This window comes from Pseudomonas sp. PME37.24/006 (assembly GCF_055556635.1).
This window is the reverse complement of the sequence record NZ_JBVHNL010000004.1, coordinates 537912-557901: the sequence shown is the minus strand read 5'-3', so window position 1 is coordinate 557901 and position 19990 is coordinate 537912. Positions and strand designations below refer to the sequence as shown.

20 protein-coding genes are annotated in these 19990 nt (G+C 64.2%); 7 read left to right on the top strand and 13 right to left on the bottom strand.

Annotated features, from left to right (window positions below):
• Positions 1-3 precede the first annotated feature (3 nt).
• From ACZ3GY_RS18670 to ACZ3GY_RS18655, 4 genes are read right to left on the bottom strand one after another with little or no spacing between them, the layout of a single operon-like run.
• Positions 4-477, bottom strand: a complete 474-nt coding sequence (locus ACZ3GY_RS18670) for a response regulator (RefSeq protein ID WP_463562801.1) — start codon at positions 475-477, stop codon at positions 4-6.
• Entirely contained in the window at positions 474-2798 is a 2325-nt protein-coding gene (locus ACZ3GY_RS18665; protein ID WP_465911512.1) for an ATP-binding protein, read from the bottom strand. The genes ACZ3GY_RS18670 and ACZ3GY_RS18665 overlap by 4 nt, the downstream gene beginning before the upstream one ends.
• On the bottom strand, positions 2795-3475 hold the full coding sequence (locus tag ACZ3GY_RS18660; protein WP_465911511.1) for a response regulator: 681 nt from the start codon (positions 3473-3475) through the stop codon (positions 2795-2797). Before ACZ3GY_RS18660 ends, ACZ3GY_RS18665 begins: the two co-directional genes overlap by 4 nt.
• Positions 3472-4647 carry a sensor histidine kinase gene (locus tag ACZ3GY_RS18655; protein ID WP_465911510.1) on the bottom strand — a complete coding sequence of 392 codons (1176 nt, stop codon included), beginning with the start codon at positions 4645-4647 and terminating at the stop codon, positions 3472-3474. Before ACZ3GY_RS18655 ends, ACZ3GY_RS18660 begins: the two co-directional genes overlap by 4 nt.
• A 175-nt stretch (positions 4648-4822) precedes the next feature.
• Here ACZ3GY_RS18655 and ACZ3GY_RS18650 point away from each other — a divergent pair, with 175 nt between their 5' ends.
• Complete coding sequence (locus ACZ3GY_RS18650; protein ID WP_465911507.1) at positions 4823-5347, top strand: SgcJ/EcaC family oxidoreductase; 525 nt, start codon at positions 4823-4825, stop codon at positions 5345-5347.
• A 75-nt stretch (positions 5348-5422) separates the two neighbouring features.
• Here the strand turns inward: ACZ3GY_RS18650 and ACZ3GY_RS18645 are convergent, their stop codons facing one another.
• Positions 5423-6076, bottom strand: coding sequence for a histidinol-phosphatase (locus ACZ3GY_RS18645; protein WP_465911505.1), 654 nt, complete (start codon positions 6074-6076; stop codon positions 5423-5425).
• A gap of 176 nt (positions 6077-6252) precedes the next feature.
• On the opposite strand from ACZ3GY_RS18645, the gene ACZ3GY_RS18640 reads away from it, so the two are divergent.
• Together ACZ3GY_RS18640 and ptsP are read left to right on the top strand one after the other, a co-directional pair.
• A complete protein-coding gene (locus ACZ3GY_RS18640; RefSeq protein WP_042553561.1) occupies positions 6253-6732 on the top strand; it encodes an RNA pyrophosphohydrolase in 480 nt (159 codons plus the stop codon).
• 12 nt (positions 6733-6744) lie between these two features.
• A complete protein-coding gene (gene ptsP / locus ACZ3GY_RS18635; protein ID WP_465911504.1) occupies positions 6745-9024 on the top strand; it encodes a phosphoenolpyruvate--protein phosphotransferase in 2280 nt (759 codons plus the stop codon).
• A 137-nt stretch (positions 9025-9161) separates the two neighbouring features.
• Here ptsP and ACZ3GY_RS18630 read toward each other — a convergent pair whose 3' ends face one another.
• Both ACZ3GY_RS18630 and ACZ3GY_RS18625 read right to left on the bottom strand, forming a co-directional pair.
• On the bottom strand, positions 9162-9926 hold the full coding sequence (locus tag ACZ3GY_RS18630) for an NRDE family protein (protein ID WP_465911503.1): 765 nt from the start codon (positions 9924-9926) through the stop codon (positions 9162-9164).
• Positions 9917-10291: a hypothetical protein gene (locus tag ACZ3GY_RS18625; protein ID WP_465911501.1), complete on the bottom strand. Its 375-nt coding sequence runs from the start codon at positions 10289-10291 to the stop codon at positions 9917-9919. The genes ACZ3GY_RS18630 and ACZ3GY_RS18625 overlap by 10 nt, the downstream gene beginning before the upstream one ends.
• Before the next feature lie 121 nt (positions 10292-10412).
• On the opposite strand from ACZ3GY_RS18625, the gene ACZ3GY_RS18620 reads away from it, so the two are divergent.
• Genes ACZ3GY_RS18620 through ACZ3GY_RS18610 form a run of 3 tightly spaced genes read left to right on the top strand, consistent with a single transcriptional unit; the run spans position 10413 to position 12796 of the window.
• Positions 10413-11195 (top strand): sulfite exporter TauE/SafE family protein, encoded by a 783-nt coding sequence (locus ACZ3GY_RS18620; RefSeq protein ID WP_465911499.1) that lies wholly within the window; start codon positions 10413-10415, stop codon positions 11193-11195.
• A gap of 9 nt (positions 11196-11204) precedes the next feature.
• Positions 11205-12005, top strand: coding sequence for a prolipoprotein diacylglyceryl transferase (gene lgt, locus ACZ3GY_RS18615; RefSeq protein ID WP_225837254.1), 801 nt, complete (start codon positions 11205-11207; stop codon positions 12003-12005).
• Complete coding sequence (locus ACZ3GY_RS18610) at positions 12002-12796, top strand: thymidylate synthase (protein WP_465911498.1); 795 nt, start codon at positions 12002-12004, stop codon at positions 12794-12796. The genes lgt and ACZ3GY_RS18610 overlap by 4 nt, the downstream gene beginning before the upstream one ends.
• 216 nt (positions 12797-13012) lie before the next feature.
• Here the strand turns inward: ACZ3GY_RS18610 and ACZ3GY_RS18605 are convergent, their stop codons facing one another.
• On the bottom strand, positions 13013-13342 hold the full coding sequence (locus ACZ3GY_RS18605) for a hypothetical protein (protein WP_465911497.1): 330 nt from the start codon (positions 13340-13342) through the stop codon (positions 13013-13015).
• Positions 13339-14262: a LysR family transcriptional regulator gene (locus tag ACZ3GY_RS18600; RefSeq protein ID WP_465911496.1), complete on the bottom strand. Its 924-nt coding sequence runs from the start codon at positions 14260-14262 to the stop codon at positions 13339-13341. The genes ACZ3GY_RS18605 and ACZ3GY_RS18600 overlap by 4 nt, the downstream gene beginning before the upstream one ends.
• A 91-nt stretch (positions 14263-14353) precedes the next feature.
• Between ACZ3GY_RS18600 and ACZ3GY_RS18595 the strand changes: the two genes are divergently transcribed.
• A complete protein-coding gene (locus ACZ3GY_RS18595; protein WP_465911495.1) occupies positions 14354-15235 on the top strand; it encodes a DMT family transporter in 882 nt (293 codons plus the stop codon).
• 275 nt (positions 15236-15510) lie between these two features.
• On the opposite strand, the gene ACZ3GY_RS18590 is transcribed toward ACZ3GY_RS18595, so the two are convergent.
• The 4 genes from ACZ3GY_RS18590 to ACZ3GY_RS18575 form a co-directional block, all read right to left on the bottom strand.
• Positions 15511-15849: a cupin domain-containing protein gene (locus tag ACZ3GY_RS18590; RefSeq protein ID WP_465911494.1), complete on the bottom strand. Its 339-nt coding sequence runs from the start codon at positions 15847-15849 to the stop codon at positions 15511-15513.
• A gap of 23 nt (positions 15850-15872) precedes the next feature.
• Complete coding sequence (locus tag ACZ3GY_RS18585; protein ID WP_465911493.1) at positions 15873-17246, bottom strand: GTPase/DUF3482 domain-containing protein; 1374 nt, start codon at positions 17244-17246, stop codon at positions 15873-15875.
• A 120-nt stretch (positions 17247-17366) separates the two neighbouring features.
• Positions 17367-18743, bottom strand: coding sequence for a DUF2868 domain-containing protein (locus ACZ3GY_RS18580; protein ID WP_465911491.1), 1377 nt, complete (start codon positions 18741-18743; stop codon positions 17367-17369).
• Between the two features lie 68 nt (positions 18744-18811).
• The gene (locus tag ACZ3GY_RS18575; protein ID WP_465911489.1) at positions 18812-19918 is read right to left on the bottom strand and encodes a glycerophosphodiester phosphodiesterase; all 1107 of its coding nucleotides are present in this window, start codon (positions 19916-19918) and stop codon (positions 18812-18814) included.
• Positions 19919-19990 lie beyond the last annotated feature (72 nt).

Below are 19990 nucleotides of genomic sequence, written 5' to 3'. Positions count from 1 at the left end.
CGTTTAACGTCTGGCCTGACGCTGCGCCACCAACGGTTGCAGCAGGGCGGCCAGCTGCGGCTCGCTCAGGGTCGCGCGCAGGGCTTTGTAGAGCGCGCGGGTTTCCAGCAGGTTCCAGACCCGTAGCATGGTTTCCAGAGCGTCCAGCGGCTTGCTGATGAAATCCCGTGCGCCCAGTGCCAGGGCGCGCAGGCGCGTGGCGCGGGTTACGTCGGCGGTCAGTACCAGCAGCGGCACGTAATCGTTCTGCGGGATGCGTCGGTTGAGTTGTTCCATCAGGGCGAAGCCGTCGAAGTCCGGCATATGCAGATCGAGAATCACCAAGTCCGGCTCGAAGCTGTTGTAGAGCTCCAGCGCCCGGGTCGGCTGGGTGCTGCTGAGCACGTTGTGCAGACCTTCGCGGGCCAGCAGTTGTTCCATCAGATCCAGGTTGGGTCGCTGATCATCGATGATCAGGATGCGATAGTCGTCACTCATGCGGGCTCCGGCAGGTGCTGGTCGAGAAAGGCCAGAAAGGTCGGTACGTGGATGGGTTTAGTGAGGATCGCCGTTGCTCCCGCCTGCTGCATGGCGCGCCGTGAGGCGCTGGTGGCGTCGGCGGTGATCATCAGTACGGCAATACCTGCTGTGGCCGGGTCGGCCCGCAGCCGTTTCAGTACATCGATGCCGGTCATGTCCGGCAGGTTGATATCCAGCAGGACTACCCGGGGCAGATGCTGGCGCGCCAGATCCAGGCCAAGCTGACCTTGCATGCTCGACAGCAGTTGCACGCCGGGGCGCCGCTGCAGCAGGGTTTCGATCAGCGCCTGGCTGGACAGGTTGTCCTCGATGCACAGCACGCGGGTCAGGTTGCCGCTTTCCTGCATACCGGCGGGGGCCGGGGAGGGCGGCTGGCGCCAGGGGTCTTCAGCGCTTGCCAGGGTTTCGACCTGCGCCGTGGGCAGTGTCAGCACGAAGCGGCTGCCGGTGCCCACCACGCTGATCACCTCCAGCGTGCCGTCCATTGCCTCCAGCAGGTTGCGACTCAGGGCCAGGCCCAGGCCGGTGCCTTCACTGTGTTGATCGGCGCCCAGGCGTTCGAAGGGCCGGAACAGTCGCTCCAGATCGTCCGCGGCGATGCCCGCTCCGCTGTCATTGACGGCCAAGGCCAGGCGTTCGCCCTGCAATTCGATATCCAGATGCACTTCGCCATCCGGGCGGTTGTACTTCACGGCGTTGGATAGCAGGTTGAGCAGCACCTGGATCAGCCGCTGCCGGTCGGCCATCACACCTGCCGGCGAGGTGCTCGGCGGCAAGGGTCGAAGGCGGATCCCGGCCTCGTCGGCCAGTGGTGAGATCAGCGTCATCGCCTCCTGCACCACCCCGTGCAGGTCGATGGCTTCCGGGCTCATGGGCAGTCGGCCGGCTTCGATGCGGGCGATATCGAGCACTTCGTTGATCAGCGTCAGCAGGTGCTGGCCAGCGCGCAGGATGTGGGTGACCTGAGGCCTGGGCGATTCCAGATCGAGCAGTTGAGCGAAGCCCAGAATGGAGTTGAGCGGCGTGCGCAGCTCATGGCTCATGCGCGAGAGAAATTCGCTCTTCGCCTGGCTGGCGTTCTCGGCTTCCTCACGGGCGTCGCGCAGGGCGATGTCAGCGGCGCGACGGTCAGTGATGTCGCGGGTGACCTTGGAAAAACCGCGCAGGGTGCCGCTGGCATCGTGCTGGGCGGTGATCACTACGCTGGCCCAGAAGCGCGAGCCATCACGTCGCTGGCGCCAGGCTTCTTCCTCGTAGCGGCCTTTTTCGGCCGCCACCTGCAGTGCGTGCAGCGGATGATGCGGGCGCTGCTCGGTCGGGTAGAACAGTGAAAAGTGGCGGCCGATGATTTCCGCTTCGCTGTAGCCCTTGATGCGCTCGGCCCCCGCGTTCCAGGTGGTGACGTGGCCCTGCGGGTCGAGGGCGAAGATGCCGTAGTCGCGCACGCCTTCGATGATCAGGCGCAGGCGTTCCTCGTTGTCACGCAAGGCGCGCTCGCGCTGGGCCAGCAACTGGCTGGCTTCCTCGAGGCTGGCGCCCAGGCGGCCGATCTCGTCGCGTTCGTGGTGACGGGTTTTCAGCGGCTTGCCGAGGGCCAGGTGGCGAGCACTGCGCTGCACGCGTTGAACGCGGGTGACGATGCCGCTGGACAGCAACAGCACGGCGATGATCGCGCCGAACAGGCCACAGCCGGCCGCCAGCAGCGTCGCCAGCAGCATGCGCTGGCGATTGTCCGCAGCATTCGCCGTGCGGTCGGCGAGCAGGGCGTCTTCGCGCACGCGCATTGCGTCGATCTCCTGGCGGAGGGTATCGAGCATGCGCTTGTTCTCGACCAGGATGGCGATGATCTGCTCGCTGTCCTGGCGCATGTCGACGTTGCGCAGAACATCCAGCCCCTGCAGCTTGGTGCTGATCAGCGGCTTGATGCGATCCAGGCGCTGGCGCACCTCGGTATCGCGGATGTTGGCGTCGAGGCGTGCCAGGGCTGCGTCGATACGCGGTTCGATTTGCAGGTAGGTGGGCAGGAAATTCTCACGGCGGGTCAGCAGGTAGCCCCGCACGCTAGAGGCGCCCTCGGCCAATAGCGTCTGTACGGCCTGGATATCGCCCTGCACCTGCAGCACCCGGCGCACGTCCTCTTCGGCCTCGGCGGTGCGGCGCTCGGTGATGTAGATCAGTACCAGTGATAGCAGCAGAATCACCAATGGCAGCGAGATACCGACTAGCGCCTTGCCGCGCAGGGGCAGGTCAGCCCAGAAACCATCAATGCGGCGCATCATGTGGGCGGGCCGAACCAGTCTGTCGCCGGCTGCGCCACCAAACCCAGGGCGATGCCGCGTACGGCCGCCTGGGTACGGTCGGCCACGCCTAGCTTGGCGATCACCCGCTCGACGTGGGTCTTCACGGTGCCGGCGGCAATTCCCAGTTTTTCGCCGATCTCGCGGTTGCTGAAGCCACCGGCGACCAGGCCAAGTACCTGCCGCTCGCGGTTGGTCAGGGCGTCTGAGGGTGGAGCGCCTGTATTGCTGCGGTCGGCGATGCGTCGCAGCAGGCGCGCGCTGACTGAGCTGTTGAGTGCTTCTTCACCCGCTGCGACGCGGCGCAGGCTGGCGATCACTTCATCGCGCGTGGCGTCCTTCAGCAGGTAACCCACGGCGCCCGCGGCGATGGCCGCTTCGAGGTGCTCGGGGCTGTCGTACATGGTGAACATCACCACCTTCAGGCGCGGCAGACGCTGCTGCAGCAGGCGCGCGGCGCCCAGCCCATTCAGCCCGGGCATGCGGATGTCGAGGATGGCGATGTCCGGCTGCAGGCGCTCGCACAGTTGCAGCGCGCTATCACCGTCGGCTGCCTGACCGACCACCTCGAATTCGTCGCAGCTCGCCAGCATGGCGACGAAGCCGGCGCGGGTCACTTCATGGTCATCGGCCAGCACCAGGCGCAAGGGTGTGGTCATGGGGTGTTCCCCCCGACGCTGGGTACCTGAGCCAGCAATCGAGTGCCGCGCCCCGGCTCGCTGCTGCAACGCAGGTGGCCGCTCAGCAGGCTGGCCCGCTCGTGCATGGCGGCGAGGCCGAGGCCGCCGCTGCCTGTCACGGAACGGTCGGGTGCCGTGTCGAAGCCGCGGCCATCGTCTTCGACCCGCAGCTCGGCGTTTTCCTGATCATTGCTCAGGCCGATGCGCACGCTGCAGTGGCCGGCATGTTTGAGGATGTTGTTGATGCCTTCCTGGGCGATACGAAACAGGGTGATTTCCACATTGGCTGGCAGCCGCGCATCGCTGCGCTGCAGCCATTGCACCCGGTAGCCGGCTTCGCGCAGGCGGTCGGCTTCCTTGTCGAGCGCCTGCAGCAGGCCGAAGTCATCGAGCAGTTGCGGGCGCAGCCCACCGATGGCCTGTCGGCCTTCGCGCACGCAGCGCTGGGCCAGGTCGAGGATGGTGCTTAGTTCTTGCTGCTGGGCGTCGGGCAGCCCCGTGCATTGGCTGGCGAAGCCCTGCAGGCGCTGATGCAGGCCGGCCAGGGTCTGCGCGAGGCCGTCGTGCAGGTCATAGGCGACGCGCCTGCGCTCATCTTCCTGGGCACTGAGCAGTTGATGTACCAGCTCCGACATGGTGCGCTCGCGGGCCTGCAGGTCGCCGTGTAGGCGCTGGTTCTCCAGGTGCGCGGCAAGCAGGGTGGCGAGCAGTTGCAGGGACTCGAGGTCTTCGTCATCCGGCGGATTGATCTTCGCTGCGCTGGCCAGCAATACGCTGCCGAACGGACGGCCCTGAGCGGTCGACAAGGGCAGTCTGATGACCAGTTGCAGCACGCTCTTCTCGATTGCCAGACACTGGGCCAGAGGGGAGTCGTTTTCGGCCAGTGCCAAGAGTGCCACGCGCTGTTCGTTGGAGTGGGCGCCATGGCTGGCGAGCACCTGGTTCTCACCGTTCAGCTCACGGATTACCAGGCCGCTGTCCATGGCACAGAAAGCGCAGGCGCGTTGCAGCACGCGCTCGCCCATCTCACTCGGCGCCAGGGCGCCCAGCTCGCGCCCGGTATCGACCAGCAGGCTCAGACGCGCCGCGCGGCTTTCCCACTGCCGGTACTGGCTGCGTAGGGCCAGGGCACTGCCGTTGTCATTGTGCATGGGTGTCTCTCCAGCGGGGCAGCGCCGATTGGTGGCGCAATGATCCCATTAAATCGACTTCATACCGCTGTCGCCCATCCGCCGATCGGCATAGGCCGTTGTCGCCAACCGGCCGATGGCGGCGTCGGGCAGGCGGGGCAAAGTACCGGCATCAACCAACGAGACAGGAAAGACCATGAAAGTACATGCCATCGCCGCCGCTCTGTTGCTTACCGCCAGCTCCTCGCTGTTCGCTGCCGTCGAGCAGAAACCTTACAACTACAGCAGTATCGCCGAGGCGCCTACCAATTCCGCCGATCGTGACGTGGCTGCTCTTTTCGATCAGTGGAACAAAGCGCTGCAGACCGGTGATTCGTCCAAGGTCGTTGCTCTGTACAGCAAGGATGCGGTGTTGCAGCCAACCGTTTCCAACCATGTGCGGGCAACGTCTGCGGAAATCACTGACTACTTCGACCACTTCCTGGCGCTGAAGCCGGTTGGCCACATCAATTACCGGGAAATCCGTCGTCTTGGCCTGAACACTGCATTGGACAGCGGCGTATACACCTTCCGCCTGACCGATGCCAAAGGCAAGACGCAGGATGTGCAGGCGCGCTACACCTTCCTCTACACCCGTGTCGACGGCCAGTGGAAGATCCTCAACCACCATTCTTCGGCGATGCCGGAAAAGGTGCCGAGCGAAGTGGCCAAGCAGCTGTAAGCGTGGTTATCGCTTCACAAAAAACCGGCGCCCTGAACGCCGGTTTTTTCATTTTCATTGCATGCCAAATGCGTTCTAGCGCAGCGACATCACCGGCCAGCCACGCTTCTGCGCTTCAGCCAGCAGGTTCGGATCCGGGTCGACGGCCACTGGGCGGCTGACGCACTCCAGCAATGGCAGGTCGTTCATCGAGTCGCTGTAGAAGCTGGCGCCATCGAGATTGAAGCCGTTTTCCTGCATCCAGCGATTGAGGCGGGTGACCTTGCCCTCCTTGAAGCAGGGCACATCGGTGGTGCGCCCGGTGTAGCGGCCATCGATCATCTCGCATTCGGTCGCCAGCAGCGTGTCGACGCCCAGGCGGGCGGCAATCGGCGCGGTGACGAAGCGGTTGGTGGCGGTGATGATCACCAGCTTGTCGCCAGCCGCACGGTGCTCATCGAGTAGCGCCAGGCCCTTGGGCAGAATGATCGGCTCGATGCATTCGGCCATGAATTGTTCATGCCAGGCATCGAGTTGCGCCATTTCGGTACGGCCGAAGATATCCAGGGTGAAGTTCAGGTAGTCGGTGATGTTCAGGCGCCCGGCCAGGTAATCCTGGTAGAAGGCATCGTTGCGGGCCTTGTAGGTCGCGCCATCGAGAATGCCGCGCTCGCACAGCCAGTCGCCCCAGGCGTGGTCGCTGTCGCCGCCGAGCAGGGTGTTGTCGAGATCGAATAAAGCCAAACGCACAGAACCACCTCTTTATACAGAGCCATGGAAGGCGCCAGAATAGCGGCTTTGCCTGGCTGGGGAAAACCGGATCGGGTGTCGCGCCCGGCCTATGGCGAAGTCCCACGCGGGCGCGTTGCCGCTGTCCCGAGCTTTGTGGAACAATGCCGGAACATGCGTTTACGAGGTTGTGCGCCGTGATCGATCCTGATGGTTTTCGCCCCAACGTTGGCATCATTCTCACCAATGATGTTGGCCAGGTGCTCTGGGCGCGTCGAATTAACCAGGATGCCTGGCAGTTCCCGCAAGGCGGCATCAATGACCGCGAGTCGCCGGAAGAGGCGTTGTACCGCGAATTGAACGAAGAAGTCGGTCTCGAGCAGCAGGATGTGAAAATTCTCGCCTGTACCCGGGGTTGGTTGAGGTATCGTCTGCCGCAGCGCCTGGTGCGTACCCACAGCCAACCGCTGTGTATCGGCCAGAAGCAAAAGTGGTTCTTGTTGCGCCTGACCGCCGATGAGCAGCGGGTGCGCATGGATCTGACCGGCAAGCCCGAGTTCGACGGCTGGCGCTGGGTCAGTTACTGGTACCCGTTGGGGCAGGTGGTTACATTCAAGCGCGAGGTTTACCGTCGCGCGCTCAAGGAACTCGCACCGCGCCTGCTGGCACGGGACTAAGCAGGGTCAGGCATGCTCAACACGCTGCGCAAGATCGTCCAGGAAGTCAACGCCGCCAAGGATCTCAAGGCGGCGCTGGGCATCATCGTGCAGCGCGTCAAGGAAGCCATGGGCACCCAGGTGTGCTCGGTTTACCTGCTCGACCCGGAGAGCAACCGTTTCGTGCTGATGGCCACCGATGGCCTCAACAAACGCTCGATCGGCAAGGTCAGCATGGCACCCAACGAAGGCCTGGTCGGCCTGGTGGGTACCCGTGAAGAGCCGCTGAACCTTGAGAACGCCTCCGAACACCCCCGTTATCGCTACTTCGCCGAGACCGGCGAAGAGCGCTATGCCTCCTTCCTCGGTTCACCGATCATCCACCACCGTCGCGTGATGGGCGTGCTGGTCGTGCAGCAGAAAGAGCGCCGCCAGTTCGACGAGGGGGAAGAAGCCTTCCTGGTGACCATGAGCGCGCAGCTCGCCGGGGTTATCGCCCATGCCGAGGCGACCGGCTCGATCCGCGGCCTGGGCAAGCAGGGCAAGGGTATTCAGGAGGCCAAGTTCGTCGGCGTACCGGGCTCGCCCGGTGCCGCTGTCGGTACCGCCTTGGTGGTGCTACCGCCGGCCGATCTGGACGTGGTGCCCGACCGCGCTGTCACCGATATCGATGCCGAACTGAAACTGTTCAACGATGCTTTGGAAGGTGTGCGTGGCGACATGCGCAGCCTCTCTGAGCGTATGGCCACTCAGTTGCGTCCGGAAGAGCGCGCGCTGTTCGACGTTTACCTGATGATGCTCGAAGACGCTGCGCTCGGTAACGAAGTCGTCAAGATCATCCAGACCGGCCAGTGGGCTCAGGGCGCGCTGCGCCATGTGGTCAGTGAGCACATCAATCGCTTCGAACTGATGGACGACGCCTACCTGCGCGAGCGTGCATCGGACGTACGTGACCTTGGCCGTCGTTTGCTCGCCTATCTGCAGCAGGCTCGGCAACAGACCCTGGTCTACCCGGACAACTGCATCCTGGTCGCAGAAGAACTGTCGCCCGCCATGCTGGGTGAGGTGCCGGAAGGCAAGCTGGTCGGCCTGGTGTCGGTACAAGGGTCGGGCAACTCCCATGTGGCGATCTTCGCTCGCGCCATGGGCATTCCCACGGTCATGGGCGCGGTCGAGCTGCCGTACTCGAAGATCGACGGCATCCAGCTGATCGTCGACGGTTATCACGGCGAGGTGTTCACCAACCCCAGCGAGATCCTGCGCAAGCAGTATGCCGATGTGGTCGAGGAGGATCGCCAGCTCACCAAGGGCCTCGACGCCCTGCGTGCGCTGCCGTGCGAGACCCTGGACGGCCATCACATGCCGCTGTGGGTCAACACCGGCCTGCTTGCCGATGTGGTGCGGGCTCAGGAGCGGGGCGCCGAAGGCGTTGGCCTGTATCGCACCGAAGTGCCGTTCATGATGAAGGATCGTTTCCCCAGCGAGAAAGAACAGCTGGCGATCTACCGGGAGCAACTGGCTGCCTTCCACCCGCTACCGGTGACCATGCGCACCTTGGATGTCGGTGGCGACAAAGCACTGAGCTATTTCCCGATCAAGGAAGATAACCCCTTCCTTGGCTGGCGCGGTATCCGCGTGACCCTTGACCACCCGGAAATCTTCCTGGTGCAGGTGCGCGCCATGCTCAAGGCCAGCGAAGGGCTGGATAACCTGCGCATCCTGCTGCCGATGATTTCCGGTATCCAGGAACTGGAAGAGTCGTTGCACCTGATTCATCGCGCCTGGGGCGAAGTGCGCGACGAAGGCACTGATGTACCGCTGCCGCCCATCGGCGTGATGATCGAGATTCCTGCGGCCGTCTACCAGACCCGCGACCTGGCTCGCCAGGTGGACTTCCTGTCGGTCGGCTCCAACGACCTGACCCAGTACCTGTTGGCAGTGGATCGCAACAATCCGCGCGTCGCCGATCTCTACGATTTCTTTCACCCCGCTGTGCTGCAGGCGTTGAGAAAAGTGGTCGAAGACGCCCACGCTGAAGGCAAACCGGTGAGCATCTGCGGCGAAATGGCCGGTGACCCGACCGCTGCGGTATTGCTGATGGCAATGGGGTTCGACAGCCTGTCGATGAACGCCACCAACCTGCCCAAGGTGAAATGGCTGCTGCGCCAGATCAGCATGGCCAAGGCCAATGATCTGCTGAGCCAGGTGATGCGTATCGACAACCCGCAGCTTATCCACAGCACCTTGCAACTGGCCCTGCGCAACCTCGGCCTGGGTCGGATGATCAACCCGGCGTCGGATATTCAGGCTTAACGCTCCTAGCAAGGCATAGCGGACCTTCGAGCTCCCCCGAGATCGTTCCTCACGCTCCGCGTGGGAATGCCTCTCGGACGCTCCGCGTCCGGTGTTGAATGGCAACATCCCGCGGTAGGGTCGGGCGGCGCTGCGCTTCAGCCCACCAATTGGTTTTCTGTCTCAAACCTCACTTCACCGATAGCCACCCCTTCTGTCCCGAAGCTGCGTTCGATCAACTGCCGTGCTCCGTCTGCATGGCTGAACAGCAGGGTGCTGGCACGGGTGCCGTAATTGGCGCTGGCGATGAATACGCTGGCGAGCAGTCGTTCGGTATCGAGGCCGACGCCCGTATCTGGCAGTGCCGCGTCTTCAGGCTTCGCGGTATTGGCCAAAAGAGCGAACAGCGCTTGCTCATCGAGCGTCTCGATGGCGTCGGCAAGCGCCGCCTTGGCTCGTTGCAGCTTTGGCCATGGCGTATCCAGATCGGCATTGGAAACACCATGGATACCTGGCTGCAGCGTCTCTATCCGCCCGCTCTGGGAATTGAAGTGGCACAGCTGCTCGCGGTCGCCGACCAGCAGGTTGAAGCCGCTGTAGTCATCTGCATCGCGACGCAGCTCGTTCAGAAAAGCCTCTGGCCCCTGATTTCCCTGCAGAAAGCGCAGCGGCAGTTCACCTCGCGAGCGTGAGCCCTGCTCAGCCTGCGGATCACGAATATTGGTGAGCGCCGCGAAGCGTCCGCGAGGGCCGATACCCAGCCAGGTGCCGCCAGCCTCTAGATCGCGCCCGGCGATTAGTCCCGGTGCCTCCGGCCACTCGGCCAGGGCAGCTGTAGGGCGCGCGTAGAACTCATCGCGATTGGCGGCGACCAGCAGGGGCAGGCTGTGACCGGGGCGCCAGGCGAGGACGATCAGGCACATGGTTTTTTCAGGCAGGCCCGCACGCCGGCTGCATCGAGGCGCTCGCCGACATGCACCGCAACCTGCCTGGCACCACAGGCTTTACCCAACTCCAGCAATATTCGCTCCTCGACCACCGACAGTCCGCCTTCCAGGCGCTCCAGCGGATGAATCACCATCTTCGGCGCAATGACGAGCATGAAACGTTTGTTCACCACCTCCTTCACCAGCTGTTTGATAAGCCGTTCGGCCACCGAATAGTCGGCGATCAATAGACGCGAATTGCTGAACGGCGGATTGGCGTGCAACTCAGCTTCACGGCCGTTTTCAACGTTATTCACATGCAAGTTGTCGCATGCGACGCGCAAATAGAGGGTGTTGAACACAGTACATTTCTCGCCCATGGAAAGTGGCCACTCTACGCAAAGCCGGGCGGGGCATCCATCGCCAACGCTAGAGGCGGAAGGCGGCTTCCGTTACCATGCCGCATTGCTTTGCGGTGACATCATGGTCTTCCTACTCTACATACTGCTCGGTGCCGCGGCAGGCCTGTTGGCTGGGCTGTTTGGCGTGGGTGGTGGCATGATCATCGTGCCGGTGCTGATCTTCAGCTTCACGGCTCAGGGCTTCGACACGTCCGTGTTGACCCACATGGCAGTCGGTACTTCGCTGGCCACCATCCTGTTCACCTCGATCAATGCCGTGCGTGAGCACCACAGCCGTGGCGCCGTGCGCTGGGAGCTGTTCGTCTGGTTGACCGTGGGTATCGTGCTGGGCTCGGCGCTTGGCGCGCTGACCGCCGATTCCATCGACGGTCAGGTATTGCAGAAGATCATTGGCGTATTCGCCCTTTGCGTGGCGCTGCAACTGGCGCTGGATCTCAAGCCCAAGGCCAGCCGTGCCGTGCCGGGCAAAACCGGGCTGGGCGTTGCCGGTGGCGTGATCGGCTGGGCTTCGGCGATCATCGGCATCGGTGGTGGATCGTTGACCGTGCCGTTCCTGACCTGGCGCGGCGTCTCCGTGCAGCAGGCGGTAGCGACGTCTTCGGCATGCGGCTGGCCCATCGCGGCGGCCGGTGCCCTGAGTTATCTATGGCTGGGCTGGGGCGACGCGCGTCTGCCTGGCTGGAGCCTGGGTTATGTTTATTTGCCTGCGCTGCTGGGCATCGCCCTGACCAGCGTGTTTTTCGCACGTACCGGTGCGCGTTTGGCCCATCGTTTATCGCCGCGGGTGCTCAAGCGCCTGTTCGCCTTGCTGCTGTTCATCGTCGGCCTGAATTTTCTGTTGTGAGGAATCCTGATGCTGCCCTACCCGAATATTGATCCGGTCGCCCTCGACCTGGGCTTTCTGCAGATCCACTGGTACGGCCTGATGTACCTTGTCGGTATCGGCGGTGCCTGGTTCCTTGCCTCGCGGCGCCTGAACGCCTTCGATCCGACCTGGAGCAAGGAGAAACTCTCCGACCTGGTGTTCTGGGTGGCCATGGGCGTGATTCTCGGTGGCCGTCTTGGCTATGTGCTGTTCTACGATCTGCCGGCCTATATCGCCAACCCGCTGCTGATCCTCGAAGTGTGGAAGGGCGGCATGTCGTTCCACGGCGGCCTGATCGGCGTGATGCTGGCCACCCTGTGGTTCGCCAAGCGCAACGGCAAGAGCTTCTTCGAACTGATGGACTTCATCGCCCCGCTGGTGCCGATCGGCCTGGGCGCCGGGCGTATCGGCAACTTCATCAACGGCGAGCTGTGGGGCAAGGTCACCGACGTGCCATGGGCCATGGTCTTCCCGACTGGCGGGCCGGAGCCGCGTCATCCGTCGCAGCTGTACCAGTTCGCGCTGGAAGGCGTGGCGCTGTTCGTGATCCTCTGGTTCTACTCGCGCAAACCGCGGCCGACCATGGCGGTCTCCGGTCTGTTCGCGGTGTGTTATGGCATCTTCCGCTTCATCGTTGAACTGGTTCGTGTACCGGACGCTCAGCTCGGCTACCTCGCATGGGGCTGGCTGACCATGGGCCAGGTGCTGTGCATCCCGATGATCCTCGCCGGCCTGGGTGTAATGGCCTATGCCTACAAACGTCAGGCTGCCCAGGAGGTCGCGCAATGAAACAGTACCTCGACCTGATGCGCCACGTGCGTGAGAACGGCACCTTCAAGGAAGACCGCACCGGCACCGGCACCTACAGCGTGTTCGCCCACCAGATGCGTTTCGACCTGGCCGACGGCTTTCCCCTGGTGACCACCAAGAAGTGCCACCTCAAGTCGATCATTCACGAGCTGCTTTGGTTCCTGCAGGGCGACACCAACATCAAGTACCTGAAGGACAACGGCGTACGTATCTGGGACGAGTGGGCCGACGAAAACGGTGACCTTGGGCCGGTGTACGGCTACCAGTGGCGCAACTGGCCGGCGCCAAATGGCGAGTCGGTCGACCAGATCAGCAAGCTGATCGAAATGATCAAAAAGAACCCGGACTCGCGCCGCCTGATCGTCTCCGCCTGGAACCCGGCGCTGGTCGAGCAGATGGCCCTGCCGCCGTGCCACGCGCTGTTCCAGTTCTACGTCGCAGACGGCAAGCTCAGTTGCCAGCTGTATCAGCGCTCGGCGGACATCTTCCTGGGCGTGCCCTTCAACATCGCCAGCTATGCGTTGCTGACGCTGATGGTGGCCCAGGTCTGCGGCCTGCAGCCGGGCGAGTTCATTTGGACGGGCGGCGACTGCCACCTGTACGCCAACCACCTGGAGCAGACCGACCTGCAACTGACCCGCGAGCCCCTGCCGCTGCCGACCATGAAGCTCAACCCCGAGGTGAAGGATCTGTTCGCCTTCCGCTTCGAGGATTTCGAACTGGTCGGCTACGAAGCGCACCCGCACATCAAAGCCCCGGTCGCCGTCTGACCCAGGCTGCCACAAGTAGGGTGGGCCGGGCGGCGATCCGCTTCAGCCCACCAATGCCCGCCCATCCGACGATGCATGCAAGGATTGTCGGTCTGGAATGATCGCTTCCCGATGTAGCTTGGGTCTTCGGGTTCAAGGCGATAGTGAGAGTGGTTTGGCTGGTGTGCGGTGGGCTGAAGCCCACCCTACGCCTAGGTCGCCCGGCAGATGGCTCGCTCACTTGCGTAACGAAAAACGCTCGGCGATTTCTTCGACGAGCCCGCTCGGGCCGCTGAGTTTCCACTCGAACCAGTTGTCCCACTCCAGCCTCAGCTCATCCAGGCCGCGGCGCAGTGTGTAGCTGTCGTAATCGATACCCTTGTCGAACGCCATTGGACTGTACTGCGCGACCTGCTGCCAGCCCTCGGCCTTGAGGCTTTCGAACATCCGGTTGCCGACCTCGGTTTCGATATTCTCCAGGGTGACGTGATCGGCCGTGCACACCGGCTGACGCTCGAGCCACCGACTTTCCAGCCACTGGCGAAGCCTTCTTATCGCCTTCGTCATATCGATGGCCCCTTGCCCAGCCCTGCGGCCAGGTGGTCGATCAGCACCCGCAGCTTGGGCGGTAGGTGGCGGGTCGGGTGGTAGAGAATCCACGCGGTGCCCTGATAGGAGCCGGTGTAGCGCCACTGCGGCAGCACACGCACCAGCTCGCCACTGGCCAGTGACGCCGCGGCAGTGAAGTGCGGCAGGCAGGTGATGCCCAGATGCTCGAGCGCAGCGTTCAGGCGTACTTCGCTGTGGTTGCTGGCGAAGCGGCTGCTCACCGCCACCACGCATTGTTCCGGCCCGTTGCTGAAATGCCAGCGGTGGTCGTCTGCGGTTTCGTCCAGATACAGGCAGGCGTGGCGCACCAGTTCGCTGGGGTGCTGAGGCATGCCGTGGCGCTGCAGATAGGTGGGGCTCGCGCACAGCAGTTGTTGGACATTGCACAGCGGCCGACCGGCCAGGGTGAGCGGTGGCTGATCCGTGATGCTCACCAGCAGGTCGAACTGATCGCTGATCAAGTCCGGGCTGCGGTCGCTGAGGTTGAGGCTGATATCCACCTCCGGGTAGCGCTGCAGGAAGTCGTTGATCAGCGGCATGACCAGAAAGCGCCCAAAGGCCTTGGGCACGCTCAGCCGGACCCGGCCACGCGGCTGGCTCATCAGTCGCTCGCCCACATCCAGGGCTGCCTGGGCGGCGTCGAGCATGTCCTTGCAGCGCTCGAAGACTTCGCTGCCGGCCTCGCTCAGGCGCAGGCGGCGGGTGGTGCGCTCCAGCAGGCGCACACCGAGGGTCTGCTCGAGGTGGGCGATCTGTCGGCTCACCGCCGACGCCGTGCTGCCTTGCTGTCGGGCAGCGGCAGAGAAGCTCCCAGCCTCGACCACGCGCACGAAGATGGCCAGATAAGGAAGTAGCTGTGGTGTGAGATTCGTGCGCATGGGGAACAGGTCTTGTTCGAAGTGATTGGATTATCACGCTGAGAGACACAATGGACAATGTGCTTCCCGCCGATTTCCAGGAAACACCGCCATGTCCACGCTGATCAGTCGTTCCCCTTCCCGCCTGTTGCAGGCCAGCGATCTGCTGCTACTGCTTGTGGCGCTAGTCTGGGGTACCAGTTACGGCGTGGCCAAGCAGGCGCTGGTGTTCTATCCCGTGCTCGGCTTTCTCGCCGTGCGTTTCTGCCTGACCTTTCTGATCCTGCTGCCGCAGTTGCGCGGCGAGGGGCGCCAGGCCTGGGCGCCGGGGATTCCGCTTGGCGGTGTGATGCTGGCCATCTTCCTGTGCGAAACCTATGGCGTGCTGCATACCTCGGCCAGCAATGCGGCGTTCCTGATCAGCCTGTGTGTGGTCATCACCCCGTTCGTAGAGTGGCTAATGTTCGACCGCCGGCCAGACTCGCGCCTGCTGCCGGCGGTTGCGTTGTCGCTGTTCGGCACCTGGCTGCTCAGCGGCGGCGTCGACCTGCAGTTCAATTTGGGGGATGGCCTGATGCTCGTGGCGGCGCTGCTGCGCGCCGTACTGGTGTGCCTGACCGGCAAGCTCACCGCCCACACTCAGGTTCCCGCACTGGCGCTGACGGCGGTACAGACCGGGGTGATCGGTCTCGGCTGTTTGTTACTGGGGGCGATCTTCCTGCCAGGCGGCTTGCCCGCCCTGCCCGTGGAGCCCGCGTTCTGGATAGGCACCTTGTATCTGGTGCTGTTCGCCACGCTGTTCGCGTTCTTCGTGCAGAACTACGCACTGCGCCGCAGCAGCCCCACGCGGGTGTCGCTGTTGATGGGCAGCGAGCCGTTATTCGGCGCACTGTTCGCCGTGCTGTGGCTCAGTGAAGAACTGAGTGTGCAGGCTTGGATAGGTGGGTTGTTGATCGTGGCGGCGACGGTGTGGACGAGTCTGCTCAGGCGTTAGCGCGTGACCGTGGTGAAGGGGCGGGCCGCGCAGGTGAAGCGTCTTCCATCCTACATCGGCCTCGGCTTTTGTAGCCTGGGTTAGCCGAAGGCGTAACCCGGGGCACTTTCGGCGCCTGATGGAGCCCTGGGTATCGCTGCGCTCAACCCAGGCTACGGGCTGATCGGTTTTTGAAGGTCGTGGATCTGTAGGAGCCCCGCCCTCGGGGCGAATCGGGCAGGCGACGCCGATTATGCGCCAAGGCTGCAATCGGTTTCGCGCCGAGGGCGACGCTCCTACTCGCGTTGCGTGGCCGCCTCTGGATGCAGGTGCACTGCCAGCCAGAGCGCGCCGTCGCTGGTGCGTTCCACGCGATGGGGTGTGCCGGCCGCCAGGAACAGGTGGTCGCCGGCCGCCAACTCCAGCGCCTTTCCTGCAACGGTCATACTGGCCGTGCCACGCGCCAGTAGCACCCATTCGTCCTGCTCCTGCACGTAGTCCACCGACTCGATGCGATCTGAGCTGACGATGCGCTCGATCACCAGATTGCGATGGCTCAGCAGGGTTTCGAAGCGTTCGCCCTGGGCGGGCGGCTCGCTGTCGGTGAACAGGTTGGCGAGTGAGGTTGCAGTCATGGCGGCTCCGAGAGACGTGGCGATCAGCCCGCGTCGATTTCCTTGGCCAGACGCTCGACCTGTTCCAGGCGCTCGACCTGATCGACGCGGGCGCCGGGGTTCAGGGACGACCATTCCGGTCGTGCGCGGGCGATACGTAGCGCAGCCGGTAGCTTGCCCTCGCGCCACTGGCTGTCCTGCAGGACGTCGAGACGCACCGCTTCCACCGCCGCATGGCCGCGATTATCGAGGGCCTGCAGCAGGTGCTGCTGGCGCAGCGCGAGCAGGCGTAGCACGGCATCGTCGACGGTCAGCTCACGCTGGCCCTGGAGCTTGCCCTTGAGACGCGAACCATAATTACGCAGGGTCTGGGCGCCACCGCCGAGCAATGCGCCGGCCAGGGCAGCGGTTCCCAGGGTCAGGCCGCCGACCAGCAGATCCACGCCCGCACCGGCTGCAGCACCGGCGGCAGCGCCGCCGCCCAGGCGAATGCCCAGCTGCTTGATGGTTTCCGGGTTGAACAGATCGTCGCCCCAGCGGCCGTCCAGCAATGGCAGGTCGTCGGCGCGGGCATCTTCGCGGCGGAAGGCATACAGGCGCAGCAAGGCTTCCACGCAGCGTTGTTCGCGCTGGCGAACCTCTTTGCGCAGTTCACCGATGGCGGTCTTTTCCAGTTCGCTTTCGTTGGCGACGCTGCGCCGGCAGGCGGCGCAGTCGATCAGCAGTTCGGCGATCAGGCGCTTGGCGCTGCGGTGGCGGGCCACTCGCTGGGCCTCGTGGTCGTCGATCAGGCGTTGCAACTGCGGGCGCGACTTCTCGTGCATCAGCGCCAGGCTTTCGTACAGCCGGCGCTCGCCATCGAGCGGCGGCGCCACGCTGTCGAAGCGAACCAGGGCATGCAGCCCCAGGCGTGCCAACGCTTCGCGCCAGTCGTCTTCGCGATGATTGGCGCTGGCCACGAAATTCAGTACCGGCAGCAGTGGCCGACCGCACATGGCCAGCACGTTCAGCTCGTCCCGGTACTTGGCCAGTACCGGCTCGCGTGCGTCGATCACGTAAAGACCGGCGTCCGATGCCTGTAGTTGGCGCAGCACCTTGGCTTCCTGTTCGAAACGCTGGCGCGCCTCGCTACCTTCCATGAAGCGAGCCAAGCGGGCCGGGCCGTCGAGGCGCTCGCCCGGACGATCCAGCCTGTCGAGGTAGTCGAGCAGGGCGATGGCATCCTCCAGGCCGGGCGTGTCGTACAGCTCCAGCAGCGCTTCGCCGTCCACGGACAGGCGTGCGCCCTCGACGTGGCGAGTGGTGCTGGGGCGATGCGACACCTCGCCGAAACCGATGTCGCGGGTCAGGGTACGCAACAGCGAGGTCTTGCCGACGTTGGTGTGGCCGACCACGGCGAGCTTCAGTGCCTGGCTCATGAGCGTAGCCCTTGGTGCGGGTTGCGTAGGAGCCCGCTTGCGGGCGATGCGAGTGTTGAAACAATACCGGTATCGGTTGTGTTCCTGATCGCCGGCAAGCCGGCTCCTGCAGGGAGGTGATCAATCATGGCCAGTCTCCAGCCAGGTCAACGGCGAGCTGTCTTGGTGGGCCAAGTGCAGTTGATCCAGTGCCTTGTGCCAGTCGCCGAGGCGCTCGCTGTCCAGGGTTTCGCCGGGTGGCGGCTGCAGCAGCCAGATGCGCGTGGTGCCGGCGCAGCGTGCCAGTTCGGCGAGCAGTGCCAGGCTGCCGCGATCCGGCGAGCGCCGAGGGTCGCAGGCGATGGCCAGGCGAGCAGGCGGAAAACGGGTGAGCTGGTCGAGCAACTGGCGGCGCTGCTCGCGGCTGTCGATGATTCCGGCGTCGGCCACCGACTTGGGTAGCACCGGTGGCCAGGGGCGCCGGTCATCCAGCTCGATAGCCACCAGCAGCGCACCCTGGCTGGCGTCGACGCCGGCGCCGGACTGCACCTGATAGAGCTGCGCCGGCTCCGCATCGCACACGCCCAGGCGTTCGCTGTTGGGTTGCAGACGGTCGCGCAGCAGGCCGTAACCGGGCAGGTCGACGTCCAACTGCAGGTGTGCCACGCCGCTACGCCAGCGCCACAGGCAGATCAGCCCAAGCAGCAAGCGTGGCAGCAGGCCGTAGAGCACGACCACGCCGATCAGCCAGCCAGCCCAGGCATGCCGTGCCGACTCCAGCGGCAGCGGGCTGTCGCCGCTGGCGCGCACGGTGGCGGCATCTGGCACCGGAAAGCCCAGCAGGCCGGGTAGGGCGCCGAGGGCCTGGGTCAGGGCGACGAAGGTATCGCCGCCCAACAGGGTGGTTTCCCAGACGAAGCCGTAACGGCGGGTGGACAGTAGCGCCAGCAGCATCAGCAGCGCGGTGGTCAGCGCCACCAGCCAGAGCCCGTGCACGGCCATGCCGATCAACCAGCGATTGAGACGCTGGCGGCGTAGCAGCAGGACCAGGGAAGGGCCCGTGTGCAGCGCGCTGGAGTCGCGAGCGAGCTTTTCGCTGAGCCATAGCCAGAGGCGCCCGAGCACCGCGCCATGGCCGCCGCCAAACAGCAAGCCGATCAGCCAGCCAACCAACATCAGCAGGTGCAAACCGAGCAGGCTACCTAGTGCCCAGAATACGTTGACCGGCGTTTGCCCGTCGCCCAGTGCCGCTACCGCCAGGCCCGCGCCGCTGGCCAGGGCGAGCAGGCCGAGCAGCAGCAACGCCAGGCGTGCGCCTTGCAGCCAATGGCGTTGCGCCTGCTGCTGGCCATCGCGTTCGGCAAGCAGCAGGGCGCGGTTTTCGATGCGTGTGGCCAGGTCACCGCCGGCCACCTGAGCACGGCGATTGGCTTCGCTGTCCTCGAGCAACCCGGCATGTTCTTCTCGCAAGCGTACGGCTTCGCAGAGCCATAGGCGTTGCAGCTTGGGTAAGGCCACGCGATCTCCCGGCAGTTGAAATCCACGGGGAGCATAACCGCTGTGAGGCGATTGGCAAAAACTCGCGTTTAACGGGCCTGTTGCTGGCGTAGTCGCACGGCAATATCCGGCTGGTCGGTGAACAGGCCGTCGATGCCAGTGGCCAGGAAGGCACGCAGCTCCGCGTCGATATCGCCACGCTCTGCCGGGCTGCTGCCCCGCTTCAGCTCTGTGGGCAGGAACTGGTTTTCGGCGCGGAAGGTATAGGGGTGCACCAACAGCCCGGCGGCATGGGCATCGGCGACGAATCGCGTCGGTTCGCCCAGGCTGCCATCCGGCTGGCGAGGGATGACGTAACTCTTGTCCGGGCCTACGCCATTTGCGTATTCGGCGACTGCCCGCAGCCCGGCAGGCGTGGCCATCTGTGCATAGTTCAGCGGATTGCCCCGCACGACCTGATCATGGGGCTGGCCCTTGCCGTACAGCTGCACCAAGCGCAGTGAGCTCAACTGACGCAGAGCTTTCAGGTTGCTCACCTCGAAGGACTGGACGTACACAGGCGCTGCGGCGTCGCGATAGCCATTGCGGGCGAGGGTCTCGACCAGCGGCTTGTCCATGCTCAGGCCCAGTTGGCTGAAGTGCTGGGGATGCTTGGTCTCGATGTACAGGCCGATCTCACGCCCCTGGCTGACCTGCAGTGCCTTCACCAGGTCGATGATTTCCTGCAGGGTAGGGATTTCGAACTGGCCATTGAGGCGAGTATTGCCCGGGCGGATATCGGGGATCCGCTCGATGGCACGCAGGCGCTTGAGTTCGGCTGCGGTGAAGTCTTCGCTGAACCAGCCATCGAGCTCGACGCCATCGATACTGGCCTTGCGTTTGCGATCGGCGAACTCCGGGTGCCTGGCCACGTCGGTGGTCAGGCCCAGTTCGTTGTCGTGGCGGGCGAACAGTTGGCCGTCCTTGCTCATCACTAGATCCGGTTCGACGTAATCAGCACCTTGCAGCACGGCGATCGCATAGGCGGCGAGGGTATGTTCGGGCAGGTAACCGCTGGCGCCACGGTGCGCGATGATCAGCGGTTTACCGTCGTCGGCGCGTTTGGCGGTGGGCGCCGCTGGAGTTTCGGCATTCGCCGTGAAGGGCAGGGCGAGCAGGGCGCTGAGCAGTAACAGGCGGGGCTGGCGTAGGGGCATCGGGCATCTCTCCTCAGCGGCATTGGCCGGTGGTTTGCCAACAGCCTGCACTGAAAAAGATGGCGTGGCGAT

Excerpts from the sequence above, each read along its gene's own strand:
- ACZ3GY_RS18670 (WP_463562801.1), bottom strand. The coding sequence starts at position 477 with ATGAGTGACGACTATCGCATCCTGATCATCGATGATCAGCGACCCAAC.
- ACZ3GY_RS18600 (WP_465911496.1), bottom strand. The coding sequence starts at position 14,262 with ATGCGCACGAATCTCACACCACAGCTACTTCCTTATCTGGCCATCTTC.
- ACZ3GY_RS18575 (WP_465911489.1), bottom strand. The coding sequence starts at position 19,918 with ATGCCCCTACGCCAGCCCCGCCTGTTACTGCTCAGCGCCCTGCTCGCC.
- ptsP (WP_465911504.1), top strand. The coding sequence starts at position 6,745 with ATGCTCAACACGCTGCGCAAGATCGTCCAGGAAGTCAACGCCGCCAAG.
- ACZ3GY_RS18650 (WP_465911507.1), top strand. The coding sequence starts at position 4,823 with ATGAAAGTACATGCCATCGCCGCCGCTCTGTTGCTTACCGCCAGCTCC.
- ACZ3GY_RS18655 (WP_465911510.1), bottom strand. The coding sequence starts at position 4,647 with ATGCACAATGACAACGGCAGTGCCCTGGCCCTACGCAGCCAGTACCGG.
- ACZ3GY_RS18590 (WP_465911494.1), bottom strand. The coding sequence starts at position 15,849 with ATGACTGCAACCTCACTCGCCAACCTGTTCACCGACAGCGAGCCGCCC.
- lgt (WP_225837254.1), top strand. The coding sequence starts at position 11,205 with ATGCTGCCCTACCCGAATATTGATCCGGTCGCCCTCGACCTGGGCTTT.
- ACZ3GY_RS18585 (WP_465911493.1), bottom strand. The coding sequence starts at position 17,246 with ATGAGCCAGGCACTGAAGCTCGCCGTGGTCGGCCACACCAACGTCGGC.
- ACZ3GY_RS18620 (WP_465911499.1), top strand. The coding sequence starts at position 10,413 with ATGGTCTTCCTACTCTACATACTGCTCGGTGCCGCGGCAGGCCTGTTG.
- ACZ3GY_RS18595 (WP_465911495.1), top strand. The coding sequence starts at position 14,354 with ATGTCCACGCTGATCAGTCGTTCCCCTTCCCGCCTGTTGCAGGCCAGC.
- ACZ3GY_RS18665 (WP_465911512.1), bottom strand. The coding sequence starts at position 2,798 with ATGATGCGCCGCATTGATGGTTTCTGGGCTGACCTGCCCCTGCGCGGC.
- ACZ3GY_RS18610 (WP_465911498.1), top strand. The coding sequence starts at position 12,002 with ATGAAACAGTACCTCGACCTGATGCGCCACGTGCGTGAGAACGGCACC.
- ACZ3GY_RS18660 (WP_465911511.1), bottom strand. The coding sequence starts at position 3,475 with ATGACCACACCCTTGCGCCTGGTGCTGGCCGATGACCATGAAGTGACC.
- ACZ3GY_RS18605 (WP_465911497.1), bottom strand. The coding sequence starts at position 13,342 with ATGACGAAGGCGATAAGAAGGCTTCGCCAGTGGCTGGAAAGTCGGTGG.
- ACZ3GY_RS18630 (WP_465911503.1), bottom strand. The coding sequence starts at position 9,926 with ATGTGCCTGATCGTCCTCGCCTGGCGCCCCGGTCACAGCCTGCCCCTG.